Annotated in this window: 13 protein-coding genes; 6 read left to right on the top strand and 7 right to left on the bottom strand. The window is 63.5% G+C overall.

The window, feature by feature from the left end; translation table 11 throughout:
• Window positions 1-17: 17 nt before the first annotated feature.
• Window positions 18-1,064 carry a rod shape-determining protein gene (locus tag ACP15O_RS04880; protein WP_425094921.1) on the bottom strand — a complete coding sequence of 349 codons (1,047 nt, stop codon included), beginning with the start codon at window positions 1,062-1,064 and terminating at the stop codon, window positions 18-20.
• Window positions 1,065-1,292: 228 nt separating this feature from the next.
• On the opposite strand from ACP15O_RS04880, the gene ACP15O_RS04875 reads away from it, so the two are divergent.
• Entirely contained in the window at window positions 1,293-2,078 is a 786-nt protein-coding gene (locus tag ACP15O_RS04875; RefSeq protein ID WP_425094920.1) for a 23S rRNA (adenine(2030)-N(6))-methyltransferase RlmJ, read from the top strand.
• Window positions 2,079-2,081: 3 nt separating this feature from the next.
• On the opposite strand, the gene ACP15O_RS04870 is transcribed toward ACP15O_RS04875, so the two are convergent.
• Complete coding sequence (locus ACP15O_RS04870) at window positions 2,082-2,954, bottom strand: zinc-ribbon domain-containing protein (protein WP_425094919.1); 873 nt, start codon at window positions 2,952-2,954, stop codon at window positions 2,082-2,084.
• Window positions 2,955-3,112: 158 nt separating this feature from the next.
• Here ACP15O_RS04870 and ACP15O_RS04865 point away from each other — a divergent pair, with 158 nt between their 5' ends.
• The 5 genes from ACP15O_RS04865 (at window position 3,113) to ACP15O_RS04845 (ending at window position 6,594) form a co-directional block, all read left to right on the top strand.
• Window positions 3,113-3,790, top strand: a complete 678-nt coding sequence (locus ACP15O_RS04865) for a cell division ATP-binding protein FtsE (RefSeq protein WP_425094918.1) — start codon at window positions 3,113-3,115, stop codon at window positions 3,788-3,790.
• Complete coding sequence (locus tag ACP15O_RS04860) at window positions 3,787-4,689, top strand: cell division protein FtsX (protein WP_425094917.1); 903 nt, start codon at window positions 3,787-3,789, stop codon at window positions 4,687-4,689. The genes ACP15O_RS04865 and ACP15O_RS04860 overlap by 4 nt, the downstream gene beginning before the upstream one ends.
• Window positions 4,689-5,429, top strand: coding sequence for a lysophospholipid acyltransferase family protein (locus ACP15O_RS04855; protein WP_425094916.1), 741 nt, complete (start codon window positions 4,689-4,691; stop codon window positions 5,427-5,429). Before ACP15O_RS04860 ends, ACP15O_RS04855 begins: the two co-directional genes overlap by 1 nt.
• On the top strand, window positions 5,416-6,018 hold the full coding sequence (locus ACP15O_RS04850; RefSeq protein WP_425094915.1) for a pyridoxamine 5'-phosphate oxidase family protein: 603 nt from the start codon (window positions 5,416-5,418) through the stop codon (window positions 6,016-6,018). The genes ACP15O_RS04855 and ACP15O_RS04850 overlap by 14 nt, the downstream gene beginning before the upstream one ends.
• A 144-nt stretch (window positions 6,019-6,162) precedes the next feature.
• Window positions 6,163-6,594: a CBS domain-containing protein gene (locus tag ACP15O_RS04845; protein WP_425094914.1), complete on the top strand. Its 432-nt coding sequence runs from the start codon at window positions 6,163-6,165 to the stop codon at window positions 6,592-6,594.
• A 191-nt stretch (window positions 6,595-6,785) separates the two neighbouring features.
• Here ACP15O_RS04845 and lpdA read toward each other — a convergent pair whose 3' ends face one another.
• The 5 genes from lpdA to sucD form a co-directional block, all read right to left on the bottom strand.
• On the bottom strand, window positions 6,786-8,180 hold the full coding sequence (gene lpdA / locus ACP15O_RS04840) for a dihydrolipoyl dehydrogenase (protein WP_425094913.1): 1,395 nt from the start codon (window positions 8,178-8,180) through the stop codon (window positions 6,786-6,788).
• Window positions 8,181-8,220: 40 nt separating this feature from the next.
• Window positions 8,221-9,216 (bottom strand): glycosyltransferase family 2 protein, encoded by a 996-nt coding sequence (locus ACP15O_RS04835; RefSeq protein WP_425094912.1) that lies wholly within the window; start codon window positions 9,214-9,216, stop codon window positions 8,221-8,223.
• A gap of 61 nt (window positions 9,217-9,277) precedes the next feature.
• Window positions 9,278-10,774: a 2-oxoglutarate dehydrogenase complex dihydrolipoyllysine-residue succinyltransferase gene (gene odhB, locus ACP15O_RS04830; RefSeq protein ID WP_425094911.1), complete on the bottom strand. Its 1,497-nt coding sequence runs from the start codon at window positions 10,772-10,774 to the stop codon at window positions 9,278-9,280.
• A gap of 3 nt (window positions 10,775-10,777) precedes the next feature.
• Complete coding sequence (locus tag ACP15O_RS04825; RefSeq protein WP_425094910.1) at window positions 10,778-13,744, bottom strand: 2-oxoglutarate dehydrogenase E1 component; 2,967 nt, start codon at window positions 13,742-13,744, stop codon at window positions 10,778-10,780.
• 104 nt (window positions 13,745-13,848) lie between these two features.
• Complete coding sequence (gene sucD, locus ACP15O_RS04820; RefSeq protein WP_425094909.1) at window positions 13,849-14,736, bottom strand: succinate--CoA ligase subunit alpha; 888 nt, start codon at window positions 14,734-14,736, stop codon at window positions 13,849-13,851.
• Between the last annotated feature and the right edge of the window lie 44 nt (window positions 14,737-14,780).

Below are 14,780 nucleotides of genomic sequence, written 5' to 3'. Positions count from 1 at the left end.
AGGGAAAGTTGGGCATGTTAGCTGTCGTAGTCAATCGCGTGGCGCAGCTGTTTTTCATATTCCAGCGCCTTGCCCGTGCCCAGGGCCACGCAGTTCAGGCTTTCGTCCGCGATGGAAACGGCCAGGCCGGTCTGTTCGCGCAGGGCCAGATCCAGCTCGCCCAGCAGCGCGCCGCCGCCCGTCAGCATCACGCCGCGGTCCACAATATCGGCAGCCAGATCGGGCGGGGTTGCCTCTAGCGCGGTCATCACCGCCTCGCAGATTTGCTGGACGGGTTCGGCCAGCGCCTCGGCCACCTGAGCCTGGCTGATCTCGGTTTCCTTGGGCACGCCGTTCAGCAGGTCACGCCCCCGGATCTGCATCGAGGCCCCGCGCCCATCGTCGGGCATCCGGGCGGTGCCGATGCTGGTTTTGATCCGTTCGGCGGTGGCTTCGCCCACCAGCAGGTTCTGCTGGCGGCGCAGGTAGTTGATGATCGCCTCGTCCATGCGGTCCCCGCCGACGCGGACGGATCGCGCATACACGATGTCGCCCAGCGACAGAACCGCCACCTCGGTGGTGCCGCCACCGATGTCCACGACCATGTTGCCGGTCGGGTCGGTGATCGGCATCCCCGCGCCAATGGCCGCCGCGATGGGTTCCGCAATCAGGCCGGCACGGCGCGCACCCGCAGACAGAACCGACTGACGGATCGCGCGTTTTTCAACAGGCGTTGCGCCATGCGGCACACAGACGATGATTTTCGGCTTCGAGAAGGTCGAGCGTTTGTGCACCTTGCGGATGAAATGTTTGATCATTTCCTCGGCCACATCGAAATCGGCGATCACGCCGTCGCGCATCGGGCGGATGGCCTCGATCGAGCCGGGGGTGCGGCCCAGCATCAGCTTGGCGTCTTCGCCGACGGCCAGCACCTTTTTGATGCCGTCCTTGATGTGATAGGCCACCACCGACGGTTCACTTAGCACGATCCCGCGCCCTTTGACGTAAACCAGCGTATTCGCCGTGCCCAGGTCAATCGCCATATCCGACGAAAACAGGCCGGGCATTTTTTCGAACAAAGCCATACTGCGTGAAATCCCGCGCTCGAATCCCCATTAGGGCCCCGACTCTGAGGGCGGGACCATATGTGCTTATAGGGGCGGGGGCCGGAATGGAAAAGGCCCGATCCCCCCGGAACCTGCGCAAATCAGCGCGAATTTGCCAGTGTTGCGGCCCTCGCGCCAAGGATGGGTGATTGCATCGGCAGGGGCGGGGGCTGTATCAGCCACCTCAGATCAGTCAAAGGGCGGGCCATGCTTTCGTATCAGCATATCTATCACGCGGGGAATCTGGCCGATGTGCAAAAGCACGCGCTGCTGTGCGCGATGCTGGGCTATATGACGCGCAAGGATAAACCGCTCAGCTATCTAGAGACCCACGCCGGCCGGGGCCTGTATCAGCTGGATGCGCCCGAGGCCGTCAAAACCGGCGAGGCCGCCGCCGGGATCGACCTGATCCAATCGCGCGGTCTGCTGCCCCAGGGCCACCCCTATGCGCAGGCCCTGGCCAGGGTGCGCGGGGCACATGGGGCGCGGGCTTATCCGGGGTCTCCGGTGTTGGCGGCGACATGCCTGCGCCCGCAGGATCGCCTGCACCTGGCCGAGCTGCACCCGCAGGAAAACGCGGCCCTGACGCGGGCCATGGCCGGGACCGGCGCGCATATCATCAGGCGGGACGGGTTCGCGATGGCGCAGGCGATCTGCCCGCCCGATCCGCGCCGCGGGCTGATGCTGATTGACCCGTCCTATGAGGTAAAGGCCGATTACGACGCGATCCCCAAAACCATCGCCAAGCTGCACCGCAAATGGAACGTGGGGGTGATTGCGCTGTGGTATCCGATTCTGACCTCGGGGGCGCATGGCCCGATGCTGAAAGCGCTGGAGGCGCTGAACCTGCCCAAAGTGCTGCGGCATGAGCTGACCTTTCCGCCGGTTCGGGCGGGGCACCGGATGATCGGCACGGGCATGTTCATTCTGAATACCCCCTGGGGCACCGAGGCGGACGCGCAGGCGCTGGACCGGATGTTTGCCGCGCTCTGAGCGTTACTGCTCGCTGGCGGCGGCCATCGAATCCAGTTTGATCAGCAGGGCTTTGGTCTGTTCATCTAGCCACAGGCGGCCCTTGTCCACGGTTTGGCTGTATTGCTCCAGTGGGCTGGCCAGCTGCGGCACCTGGGCGGCGATCTGATCGCTGAACGCATAGAGCGCCCACAGCAGGCCGATCAGCAACAGCCCCAGCAAGACCCCGCCCCGGAACCCGCCCGAGCGCGGCCCCGTGCCGGTTTCCATCCCCGGAACATGGTCATCCGCCCGCGCGGGGCGGCGGCTGTCGGCGTTCAGGGACGAGTTGATTTCCTCAATATCGGGCAGCAGATCCCGGCGCGAGGCGATCTCTTCTTCCGCGGGCTCTGCGGTGTCGGCAGAGGCGTCCAGTTCGGTCTCGTCCACGCCCTTGCGGCTGGCCATCCGGCGGCGGGCCTCCAGCGCGCGGCGTGCGGCTTCGTCGGGGGCGGGCTCTTGCAAGCCCAGTTCGGGTTGCGTTTCCAACCCACCGGATTCCGCCGCGCGCTGCTGGGTTTCGAACTCGGCCTCTTCGCGCAGAAGTTCCGCAATCGAAGGGTCCAGTTCCCGGCGCGAGGGCGTTTCGGGGGCGGGCTCTTCTTCGGGGGAATCCTCGGCGGGGGGGGCGTCTTCGAACGTGTCCTCTGGCGGCAGCGCGTCCTCATATTCGGCCACGGTTTCGGGCTCCGAGGGCAGCTCTTGGCCCAATTCCTCGGCCAGACCGGAATCGTGATCGGGATGGGGTTGAAACCAGGTATGCGCACAGCTGGAACATTGAACATCACGGCCCTGCTCGGGGATCACCCCGTCAGGTACCTCGTATTGCGCGCCGCAATTTGGGCAAATCAGCCGCATCCCGCCCCCTCAGAGCCATTTCCTGATGCACCGCTGGGGTGCTGCGTTACTATATGGTGTATGCGGTCGGCGGAAAAGTGCAAAGCAATCATATGCCTGCCGGATTGCAACTGTGGCCTTCGTGTTGCAGAACAGGGCAGCAACAAGGGAAGCAATCCGTGATCGAGCTGGAAAATGTGGCCTATAGCTATGGCGGAGGCGAGCTGCTGAGCGAAATCTCGCTCAAGCTGTCCCCCGGATCGTTCCATTTCCTGACCGGGCCGTCGGGCGCGGGCAAGACGACGTTTCTGAAACTGTGTTACGGCGCGCTGGTGCCTACGGCGGGGCATACGCGTTTGTTTGGCGCCGATGTGCGCGACATGAGCCGCGATGACGTGGCCATGATGCGCCGGCGGGTGGGGGTGGTGCATCAGGATTGCCAGTTTCTGGATCACCTGAGCGTCACCGAAAATGTCGCCCTGCCGCTGACCGTGGCGGGGCAGGACAGCATCGCCGAGCTAAGCAACCTGCGCGAGCTGCTCAAATGGGTGGGGCTCAGCAACCGGGCCGAGGCGCTGCCCCCCGAACTGTCGGGCGGCGAGCGGCAACGCGCGGCGCTGGCGCGGGCGGTGATCATGTCGCCCGACGTCATTCTAGCGGATGAGCCAACGGGCAATATCGACTGGGAAATGTCTCAGCGTCTGCTGCAATTGCTGCTGGAACTGAACCGGATGGGCAAGACGATCATGGTGGCCACCCATGACCTGAACCTGATCCGCGCCGCCAAGAATCAGGTGCAGGCGCGGGTGCTGCGGATCTCGAACCGGCGGCTGCAACTGGCGGGGGCGGATCTATGAACGCGCTGGGGCGGATCGGGGCCTTTCTGGTGGGGGATAAACAGGCGGATCGGGCGGTGCCTCCGTCCGGATTCACGGTGCAGCTGACCCTGTTCAGCGCGGCGGCCATGGCGTTTCTGTGTGTCTTTGCGCTGGCATTATCGCTGGCGGCGGGGCGTCTGGCCGATCGCTGGGGCGAAGAGCTGGCCCGCAGCTCGACCTTGCGGATCTCCGCGCCCACCGATCAGATCGAGGCCCAGACCCAGGCCGCCCTGAACGTGCTGCAAACCACGCCGGGGGTGGCGTCGGCGCGGGCGTTGGACACGGACGAACAGCGCGCCCTGCTGGAGCCCTGGTTCGGCCCGGATCTACCCCTTGAGGGGCTGCCGATTCCTCAGCTTATTGAAATCAAAGAGAATGCTGACGGGTTTGACGCGGCCGGCCTGCGGCTGCGCTTGCAGGCCGAGGTGCCCGGTGCCGTGCTGGATGACCATACGCGCTGGCGCAAGCCACTGATCCGAGCGGCCTCGCGCCTGCGGATGCTGGGCTGGCTGTCGATCCTGCTGATCGGAGGCGCCCTGGCCGCGATGATCACCCTGGCGGCGAATGCAGCCCTGGCGGCGAATGCACGGGTGATCGCGGTGCTGCGGCTGGTGGGCGCCACGGACAGCTATATCGCCCGCGCCTTCGTGCGCCGGTTCACCCTGCGCGGGCTTGGCGGGGCGGCGGTCGGCACGCTGCTGGGCATGGTGGCGGTGTTCCTGCTGCCCTCGGCGCAGGGTTCGGGCGGGTTTCTGACTGGGCTGGGCTTTCAGGGGGCGCATTGGCTGATGCCGCTGTTTATTCCGCTGCTGGCGGCCGTCGTGGCCTTTGCCGCCACCCGCGCCGCCGCGCGTAAAACACTAAGGGAGTTGCCGTGATGGCCTATGCCTGGCGCTGGGTGCGCTCGTTCGTGTTCATGATGTCGATCTATGCGGTGATGGGGATCATGGGCGTGGTGTTTTTCCCGCTGGCGCTGGCCAGTCGGAAGGGCGCGCGCTGGGTGTGCAAATCCTATTGCAAGGTGGTGATCTGGATGGCGCGCTGGATGGTGGGAATCCGCTCTGAGGTGCGGGGCACCCCCCCGACGGATGAGGTGATGATCGCGGCCAAGCACCAGTCTTTCTTTGATATTCTGCTGATTTTTAACGCGATCCCGGCGGGCAAGTTCATCATGAAGCGCGAGCTGCTGTTCACGCCGGTCATTGGCCAATATGCCTATCGGATCGGCTGTGTGCCGGTTGATCGGGGCAAGCGCGGGCAAGCTATCCAGAAAATGGTTTCGGATGTGGAACGCGGCGCGGCGCAGCCAGGGCAGCTGGTGATCTATCCGCAGGGCACGCGGGTCGCCCCCGATGTGCGCGCGCCCTATAAGGTGGGCACGGCGGTTCTGTATCATCAACTGAAACAGGATTGCGTGCCGGTGGCCACCAATGTGGGGGTTTTCTGGCCGCGGGGCGGGATTTATCGCAAGCCCGGTCTGGCCGTGGTCGAGTTTCTGCCCCGGATCACACAGGGGCTAAGCAAATCGGAATATATGGCGCGCTTGAGCGAAGAGGTAGAGACGGCCTCGGATGCGTTGATGCGCGAAGCGGGGTTTGATCCGGATGGCCTGGGTTGAGACAATCGAAGCGCTGGAGGCGCTGTATGGCACGCCGGGGGCGGCCTCGGTGCGCAAGGTGGTGCATCAGCTGACGCCGCTGTATCGGACCTGGATCATGGCGTCGCGCTATTGCGTGCTGTCCACCGTGGGCCCTGAGGGCACGGATGGCAGCCCACGCGGGGATGACGGGCCGGTGGTGACCGAGCTGGACCCGCAGACGCTGGCCTTGCCTGACTGGCGGGGGAACAACCGGCTGGACAGTTTGCGCAATATTGTGCGGGACGAGCGGGTGGCGCTGATGTTCGTGGTGGCGGGCTCGGACACGGTGGTGCGGGTGAATGGACGGGCAAAACTGTCTGCGGATGAGGCCCTGTGTCGCCGGTTTGAGCGGGATGGAAAGCGGCCCGCGACGGTGATCGTGATCCGGATTGGCGAGATTTATACGCAATGTGCGCGGGCCTCGATCCGGGCGGGGATTTGGGCCCGTGATGATTCCGCAGGGGTGCCGACGGTGGGGCAGCTGCTGGCCGAGGCGTCTGGCGGGGAAGAGGGCGGCGCGCGCTATGATGCGGAATGGCCGGCGCGGGCGGCGAAGACGCTGTGGTAGAAGAGGCGCGCTCGGGCGTCCCTCCCGGCCCGCCCGAGCCCTCGCGCGCCTCTGTCGTCCTGACGGACGACGCCTCATCTGATCCATGTCAGAGCGCGGGGATGGGAGGGAGCCTAGTGTGGTTGAAACTGCGCAGAGGGCATCATGAGCACCACGACACTTCGGAACATTCTGGCGGGCCGCAAATTACATGCGATTTCCCCTGAGATTACGCTGCGGGCTGCGGCTGCTGTCATGGCCGAGGAGCGGGTTGGGGCTTTGGCGGTGTTGCGCGATGGCGTGTTGGTCGGGATATTGTCCGAGAGGGATATCGTGTTCCGGGCTGTGGCGCGGGGGCTGCATTCGGATGACACTTTGGTTCGGGAGGTCATGACAGCCGATCCCGTGACCGTGGGTATTGACGATGCGGTTTCGGACACTCTGGCGGCGCGGTTGGGGGATGCGTTCCGTCATTTGCCGGTCATGGACGGGGAGAAGGTTGTGGGCCTGCTGTCTTATCGCGATATTCCGACCGAATATGTGATGATGTTCGAACGGTTTCGGGAAATGCAGGGCGCGCGGGCGGATCAGCTGTGATCTGTTGAGGGGGTGGAAGGCGCGCGCTCGGACGTCCCACCCAGGCCCGCCCGAGCCCTCGCGCGCGCCTGTCGCCCTGCCGGGCTTCTGGCGGGTTTCCGGGGCTCGTGTTTCTGTTGGTGACTGGATTGCCGGGCCCGGTTGCGCCGAGGAAAAGGGCCACCCGAATGCCGGATGGCCCTGAGCTATGATCAGGCGTGGATTGCGCCGTCGCCGCAGGCCAGGGCGGCTTCGCGCACGGCCTCGGAGAACGTCGGGTGCGCGTGGCAGGTCAGAGCGATGTCCTCGGCCGAGGCGCCGAATTCCATGCCCACACAGATTTCATGGATCAGGTCGCCTGCGCCCGGCCCGATGATGTGGCAGCCCAGGATGCGATCCGTGGCCTTGTCGACCAGCATTTTCACGAACCCTTCGCCTTGGAACACGGCCTTGGCGCGGGCGTTGCCCATGAAGGGGAATTTGCCGACCTTGTAGGCGACGCCTTCTTCTTTCAGCTGTTCCTCGGTCTTTCCGACGGTGGCGACTTCGGGGGCGGTGTAGATCACGCCGGGGATCACGTCATAGTTCACGTGGCCATGTTTGCCGGCAATGACTTCGGCGGCGGCCATGCCTTCGTCTTCGGCCTTATGCGCCAGCATCGGGCCGTCGATCGCATCCCCGATGGCGTAGATGCCGGGGACGTTGGTCTGCCATTTGGCGTTGGTCTTGATCTGGCCGCGCGGGGACATTTCCACGCCCAAGGCCTCCAGCCCCAGACCATCGGTGAAGGGGCGGCGGCCGGTGGCGCACAGCACCACATCGGCGTCCAGCGTGTGTTCCGAGTCATCCTTGCGCAGTTTGTAGGTGACTTTGGCCTTGGTCTTGGAGGCGTCCACCTTCTGCACGGCGGCACCCAGGACAAACTCCAGCCCCTGTTTTTTCAGCATTTTCAGGAAGTTTTTCTGAATTTCGCCGTCCATGCCGGGGGTGATGTTGTCCAGGAATTCGATGACCGTCACCTCAGAGCCCAGACGTTTGTAGACCGAGCCCAGCTCCAGCCCGATGACGCCCGCGCCGATCACGACCATTTTCTTGGGGATCTTCGGCAGTTCCAGCGCGCCGGTCGAGGTGACGACGATTTTCTCATCCACGGTCACGTCCGCGCCGGGCACGGGCGAGGCCTCAGAGCCCGAGGCGATGATGATGTTCTTGGCCTCGTGGACCTCATCGCCGACCTTGACCTTACCGGCCTCGGGGATCGAGCCCCAGCCCTTCAGCCAGTCGATCTTGTTCTTTTTAAACAGGAATTCGATGCCGGTGGTGTTGCCCTTGATGACGTCGGATTTATACGTCAGCATCTGTTTCCAATCGACGCTGGGCGATTTGCCCTTCAGGCCCATGGTGGCAAAGTTATGCTCGGCCTCGTGCAACTGGTGAGAGGCGTGCAGCAGCGCCTTCGAGGGAATGCAGCCCACGTTCAGGCAGGTGCCGCCCAGGGTTTCGCGGCCTTCCACACAGGCGGTTTTCAGGCCCAGCTGGGCGCAGCGGATGGCTGCGACATAGCCGCCGGGGCCAGCGCCGATTACGATGACGTCATATTGTGCCATGGGGTTTCTCCGTCAGGTCTTGTTGTATGCGTGATTTGAGTCATGCGCGGGCCTTTCGTTTTGTCAGGGCCGCGCGGGTGTCGGGGGTCAGGAAACTGTCGCGCCGCGCCGCGAACCAGTCCTGGCAGGCGTGTTCTGCAAGGGCGATGGCGGGGACAGCGCGCAGGGCGGTCAGGCGGCGCTGTGTGTCGGGCCAATGGCGCAGGATCGCGCGATCCTGCACATCATTGCGATTGGCGGCGCGGTGCCATTTCGAACCCAGATGATATTTGCGGTCATCACGCTTGCCCTGCCCATCGCCGCGGTCGTTTTTCATCAAGAACAGATCCTGGGATTTCACCGCGTAATGATTCAGCCGGGCTCGTGTGGCGCGGCAGGCAATATCATGCGGTCGAAACCGCGAGGATTTCGCCTGATAAAGCGATCCGTTCGACAGCGTTTCGCCATCGGGGCTGAGCACGACCGGATCGTCAACCTGCGGCTCTAGCGGGTTATGATCCGTCGCGCGGGCAAAGCTATCCACGCGGAACAGGCATTTGAATTTGGCGATACCGGGCTCGGCGGTGGGCTCGGCCTGGGTGAATTCGGTCAGCACGGCCGCGCCGGGCGTCCAGTTGGCATGACCGCTATCGCCGAAATTGCGCCACGCGATGGGGATAACATCGGCGCGGGCCAGATCGGCCAGAAGATCCTGAATCTGGCCGCGCTCATGCTCGATCAGCAGGAACTCATCGCTGTCGATATGCAGGGCCCAGGTGACATCGTGCCGGCGCATCCAGTCCAAAGCCAGATCCATCCCCGCATCCTGGGGCGAATCCCCCGGCGGAACGGTCTGGTCAATGTGGATGATCTGCCCGTCATCGGCCAGGGTTTCTGCCAGCGCGTCCGACCCGTCGGTGCAATCGTTTGTCACCACGATGATTGCGTCGAATCCCAGCCCTTGATGATAGGCCACCCATTCCAGCAGGAAAATGCCTTCGTTTCTCATGCAAGAGACGAGCGCGGTTTTCTGAGGCTGTGCGGCGGGTTTCGTCATCGGGCCCTCGGGCAGGCGGGGCAAGGGATGCGCCGGGTTTCAGCGCATCCCCAGAGGTTTCTTACAGGTCCATCAGCAGGCGGCGCGGGTCTTCCAGCGCTTCTTTGACGCGCACCAGGAAGGTCACGGCGCCTTTGCCATCGACGATGCGGTGATCGTAGGACAGGGCCAGGTACATCATCGGGCGGATCTTAATCTCGCCGTTGATGACCATGGGACGGTCCTGAATCTTGTGCATCCCCAGAATGCCCGACTGCGGCGGGTTCAGAATGGGCGAGGACATGAGCGAGCCATAGACACCGCCATTCGAGATGGTGAAGGTGCCGCCCTGCATTTCCGCCATGGACAGTTTGCCGTCACGCGCGCGTTTGCCTTTCTCGGCGATGGCGCCTTCGATTTCGGCAAAGGACATTTTATCGGCGTCACGGATGACCGGAACCACCAGACCCTGCGGGGTGCCCGCAGCGATGCCCATGTGGACAAAGTTTTTGTACACGATGTCGGTGCCGTCGATTTCAGCGTTGACCTCGGGGACTTCTTTCAGCGCGTGGCAGCAGGCCTTGGTGAAGAAGGACATAAAGCCCAGGCGGACGCCGTGTTTCTTCTCGAACAGGTCTTTGTATTCCTTACGCAGGGCCATGCACTCGGTCATGTCCACCTCGTTATAGGTGGTCAGGATCGCGGCGGTGTTCTGAGCGTCCTTCAGGCGACGCGCGATGGTCTGGCGCAGACGGGTCATTTTCACGCGCTCTTCGCGGGCGGCGTCATCGGCGGGAACCGGGGCGCGCGGCGCAGCGGCGGGGGCTGCGGCAGGGGCCGCTGCGGCCGAGGCCACGGCAGCGGCAACATCCGCCTTGGTGGCGCGGCCATCTTTGCCGGTGCCGGTGACCTGATCGCGGCTGATGCCAGCCTCGGCCATGGCTTTCTCGGCGGCGGGGCCGTCCTTGATGTCTTTGCCAGCGGTGGCGGGCGCGGCGGCAGGGGCAGCAGCAGCCGGGGTAGCAGCCACAACCGCACCCGAGGAAGAGATCACGGCCAGTTTGGCGGTGGCATCCACGGTGGTGCCTTCGGGCGCGACGATTTCAGCCAGAACGCCAGCGGCGGGGGCCGGAACCTCGACCGAAACCTTGTCGGTTTCCAGCTCGCACAGCATTTCGTCTTGGGCGACGGCGTCGCCGACGGCCTTGAACCAGGTCGAAACGGTGGCCTCGGTGACGGATTCGCCCAGGGCGGGGACCATCACGTCAACGCTGTCGCCGCCTGCGGGGGCAGCGGCAGGCGCCTCGGCCGCCGCAGCGGGGGCGGGGGCCGCCGCTTCGCCGCTTTCGCTGATCGTCGCCAGCAGGGCGTCGACGCCCACGGTGTCGCCCTCGGCGGCCACGATTTCGGCCAGGACGCCAGCGGCGGGGGCGGGCACTTCGACGGTGACTTTGTCGGTTTCCAGCTCGCACAGCATTTCATCGGCTGCGACGGGCTCGCCGGGTTTTTTGAACCAGGTGGCGACCGTGGCTTCGGTTACGGATTCGCCAAGGGTGGGGACGCGAACTTCGGTCGTCATGGATTACTTTCCTTCGATGGTCAGCGCTTCGTCCACGAGCGCCTGTTGTTGTGCTTTGTGCATGGAAGCCAGACCCGTCGCAGGCGAGGCCGAAGCGGCACGACCGACATAGACCGGGCGAGTATGCTTAGCGTCGATGCGGGTCAGGACCCATTCGATATTGGGTTCGATGAAGGACCAGGCACCCTGGTTCTTGGGCTCTTCCTGGCACCAGTACATTTCGGCGTTGCTGAAACGCGCCAGTTCCTTGGTCAGGGTCATGGCCGGGAACGGATAATACTGTTCGATCCGCATCAGATAGATGTCGTCGATGCCACGGGCGTCACGCTCTTCCAGCAGGTCATAATAGACTTTACCCGAACACATCACGACGCGCTTGATCTTGTCATCGGCGGCCAGCGTGGTGTCCGAATGGCCCTTCTCGGCATCATCCCACAGCACGCGGTGGAAGGACGATCCGGTCAGGAAATCCTCGGCGTCCGAAATGGCCATCTTGTGACGCAGCAGCGATTTCGGCGTCATCAGGATCAGCGGCTTGCGGAAGGTCCGGTGCAGCTGACGGCGCAGGATGTGGAAATAGTTCGCGGGCGTCGTACAGTTCGCCACGATCCAGTTATCCCCGCCGCACATCGTCAGGAAGCGTTCCAGACGGGCCGAGCTGTGTTCCGGCCCCTGGCCTTCGTAGCCGTGGGGCAGCAGGACGGTCAGGCCCGACATCCGCAGCCATTTGCTTTCGCCCGAGCTGATGAACTGGTCGAACATGATCTGCGCGCCGTTGGCGAAATCGCCGAACTGGGCCTCCCACATGGTCAGCGCGTTGGGTTCGGCCAGCGAATAGCCGTATTCAAATCCCAGAACCGCGTATTCGGACAGGGCGCTGTCGATCACCTCATAGCGCGACTGGCCTTCGCGGATGTTGTTCAGCGGATAGTAGCGTTCCTCGGTTTCCTGGTTGATCAGGCCCGAATGGCGCTGGCTGAACGTGCCGCGTGTACAGTCCTGGCCGGCCAGGCGCACCGGGTAGCCCTCGGTCAGCAGCGAGCCAAAGGCCAGCGCCTCGGCTGTGGCCCAGTCATAGCCCTTGCCGGTTTCGACCATCTTGGATTTGGCATCCAGCAGGCGCGAGACCGTTTTGTGCAGCGGAAAGCCATCGGGGACACGGGACAGCGCGGTGCCGACCTCTTTGAGCGTGTCCTCGGAAATGGCCGTCTGGCCGCGCTGATAATCGTCCTCGTCCTCGCGGTCCAGATGGGACCAGCGTCCATCCAGCCAGTCGGCCTTGTTGGGTTTGTATTCCTTGCCGGCCTCGAACTCTTCGTTCAGATGAGACTGGAAGGCGGCTTTCATGTCCTCGATCTCGCCCTCGGGGATCAGGCCGTCCTTGACCAGACGTTCTGTGTACAGCTGAAGCGTGGTTTTGTGCTTCTTGATGTTCTTGTACATGATCGGGTTGGTGAACATGGGCTCGTCGCCTTCGTTATGGCCGAAGCGGCGATAACAGAAGATGTCGATGACCACGTCCTTGTGGAATTTCATCCGGAATTCGGTGGCAACCTTGGCGGCGTGGACCACAGCCTCGGGGTCATCGCCGTTGACGTGGAAAATCGGCGCTTCGACCACCAGGGCGTTATCCGTCGGATAGGGCGAGCTGCGCGAGAAATGCGGCGCCGTGGTAAAGCCGATCTGGTTGTTCACAACGATATGGATCGTGCCGCCGGTTTTATGCCCGCGCAGGCCCGACAGGGCGAAACATTCGGCCACAACACCCTGACCGGCAAAGGCCGCATCCCCGTGCAGCAGCACCGGAATGACCGAGTGATGCTCTGGGTCGTTCAACTGATCGGTCTTGGCGCGGCATTTTCCCAGAACGACCGGGTTCACCGCCTCCAGGTGCGAGGGGTTGGCGGTCAGCGACAGGTGCACCTTGTTGCCATCGAATTCACGATCCGAGGAGGCCCCCAGGTGATATTTCACATCGCCCGAACCATCCACTTCCTCGGGTTTGAACGAGCCGCCCTGGAATTCGTTGAAAATCGCGCGGTAGGGTTTGCTCATGACGTTGGCCAGCACGGACAGGCGGCCGCGGTGCGGCATCCCGATCACAATGTCCTGAGCGCCCAGATTGCCGCCGCGTTTGATGATCTGCTCCATCGCGGGGATCAGGCTTTCGCCGCCGTCCAGGCCGAAACGCTTGGTGCCCATGTACTTGACATGCAGGAACTTTTCAAAGCCTTCGGCCTCGACCAGCTTGTTCAGGATGGCCTTGCGGCCCTCGCGGGTGAACTTGATTTCCTTATCGAAACCTTCGATCCGTTCCTTCAGCCAGCCAGCCTGTTCGGGATCCGAAATATGCATGTATTGCAGCGCAAAAGTGCCCGCATAGGTGCGTTTCACGATGTCGATGATCTGCCGCATCGAGGCAACCTGAAGCCCCAGCACATTGTCGATAAAGATCGGACGATCCATGTCGGCCTCGGTAAAGCCGTAGGATTTGGGGTCCAGCTCGGGGTGCGGAGTCTTATCGCGCATGTTCAGCGGATCAATGTCTGCCACCAGGTGCCCCCGGATCCGATAGGCGCGGATGATCATCAGCGCCCGGACCGAATCCAGAACCGCGCGTTTGATCTGTTCGTCGCTGACCTCGATGCCTTTTTCGGCGGCCTTGGCGGCGATTTTCTTGCCGGCGCCCTTGGCTTCGGCCGGGGCGGCGGGCCATTGACCGTCCAGCGCGGCGGTCAGGTCGTCATTGGGGGCCGGCGGCCAGTCGGCGCGCGCCCAGGACGGGCCGGCGGCCTCGGCCTTGGCCTCCAGCTCGCTATCACCCAACTGACTGAAGAACTCGGCCCAGGCGGCATCGACCGCGTTCGGGTCATTGGCCCAGCGGGCGTGCAGTTGCTCCAGATATTCCGCGTTATGGCCCTGCATGAAGCTGGACGCATGGAAAAGATCGTTGGGGGATTGATCGGTCATATTTGCACCTTCTGAGGGCTGGCACAGTTTATTTGGATGGGGGCATGGCGCTGTGAGAACGCCATGCCCGGTGACAGCCAGAGCTGCCGTGTAACGTCGGGCGATTAGCCCTTGGCAATCGCTTCCTGAACGGCCTCGCCCAGGGTGGCGGGGCTGTCGGCAACCACGATACCGGCCGATTTCATGGCCTCGATCTTGGATTCCGCGTCGCCCTTGCCGCCGGCCACGATGGCACCGGCGTGACCCATGCGGCGGCCCGGAGGCGCGGTGCGGCCAGCGATAAAGCCAGCGGTGGGTTTCCAGCGGCCTTTCTTGCGCTGTTCGGCCAGGAATTCGGCGGCCTCTTCTTCGGCCGAGCCACCGATTTCACCGATCATGATGATCGAGGTGGTTTCGTCGTCGTCCAGGAACATGTCCAGCACGTCGATATGCTCGGTGCCTTTGATCGGGTCGCCACCGATGCCGACGGCGGTGGACTGGCCCAGGCCGATGTCCGAGGTCTGCTTCACCGCCTCATAGGTCAGAGTACCCGAGCGCGACACAACGCCAACCGAGCCACGCTGATGGATGTGGCCGGGCATGATGCCGATTTTGCAGGCGTCAGGGGTGATCACGCCGGGGCAGTTCGGGCCGATCAGACGGGACGAGCTGTCCATCAGCGCGCGCTTGACTTTCATCATGTCCAGAACCGGGATGCCTTCGGTGATGCAGACGATCAGCTCCATTTCCGCGTCGATCGCTTCGAGGATCGAGTCAGCCGCGAAGGGCGGGGGAACGTAGATCACGGTGGCGTTGGCTTCGGTCACGTGCTTGGCTTCGTGGACCGAGTTGAACACGGGCAGACCCAGGTGATCGGTGCCGCCCTTGCCGGGGGTCACGCCGCCCACCATTTTGGTGCCGTATGCGATGGCCTGTTCCGAGTGGAAAGTACCCTGCGAGCCGGTGAAGCCCTGACAGATGACTTTGGTGTTTTCGTCGATGAGGACTGCCATGTTGACGAGTCTCCTTGCTGTTGCCGCGCGGAGGCGGCGAATGG

Source organism: Youngimonas ophiurae (nom. illeg.), from assembly GCF_049803795.1.
GTDB lineage: Bacteria > Pseudomonadota > Alphaproteobacteria > Rhodobacterales > Rhodobacteraceae > Thalassobius.
Note: the sequence above shows the minus strand (reverse complement) of the source record. Positions and strands in the feature narration are given on the sequence as shown.

What these genes read in the sequence shown, in the direction of transcription:
- ACP15O_RS04880 (WP_425094921.1), bottom strand. Translation starts at nt 1,064, where the DNA reads ATGGCTTTGTTCGAAAAAATGCCCGGCCTGTTTTCGTCGGATATGGCG.
- ACP15O_RS04875 (WP_425094920.1), top strand. Translation starts at nt 1,293, where the DNA reads ATGCTTTCGTATCAGCATATCTATCACGCGGGGAATCTGGCCGATGTG.
- ACP15O_RS04870 (WP_425094919.1), bottom strand. Translation starts at nt 2,954, where the DNA reads ATGCGGCTGATTTGCCCAAATTGCGGCGCGCAATACGAGGTACCTGAC.
- ACP15O_RS04860 (WP_425094917.1), top strand. Translation starts at nt 3,787, where the DNA reads ATGAACGCGCTGGGGCGGATCGGGGCCTTTCTGGTGGGGGATAAACAG.
- ACP15O_RS04855 (WP_425094916.1), top strand. Translation starts at nt 4,689, where the DNA reads ATGGCCTATGCCTGGCGCTGGGTGCGCTCGTTCGTGTTCATGATGTCG.
- ACP15O_RS04850 (WP_425094915.1), top strand. Translation starts at nt 5,416, where the DNA reads ATGGCCTGGGTTGAGACAATCGAAGCGCTGGAGGCGCTGTATGGCACG.
- ACP15O_RS04845 (WP_425094914.1), top strand. Translation starts at nt 6,163, where the DNA reads ATGAGCACCACGACACTTCGGAACATTCTGGCGGGCCGCAAATTACAT.
- lpdA (WP_425094913.1), bottom strand. Translation starts at nt 8,180, where the DNA reads ATGGCACAATATGACGTCATCGTAATCGGCGCTGGCCCCGGCGGCTAT.
- ACP15O_RS04835 (WP_425094912.1), bottom strand. Translation starts at nt 9,216, where the DNA reads ATGACGAAACCCGCCGCACAGCCTCAGAAAACCGCGCTCGTCTCTTGC.
- odhB (WP_425094911.1), bottom strand. Translation starts at nt 10,774, where the DNA reads ATGACGACCGAAGTTCGCGTCCCCACCCTTGGCGAATCCGTAACCGAA.
- ACP15O_RS04825 (WP_425094910.1), bottom strand. Translation starts at nt 13,744, where the DNA reads ATGACCGATCAATCCCCCAACGATCTTTTCCATGCGTCCAGCTTCATG.
- sucD (WP_425094909.1), bottom strand. Translation starts at nt 14,736, where the DNA reads ATGGCAGTCCTCATCGACGAAAACACCAAAGTCATCTGTCAGGGCTTC.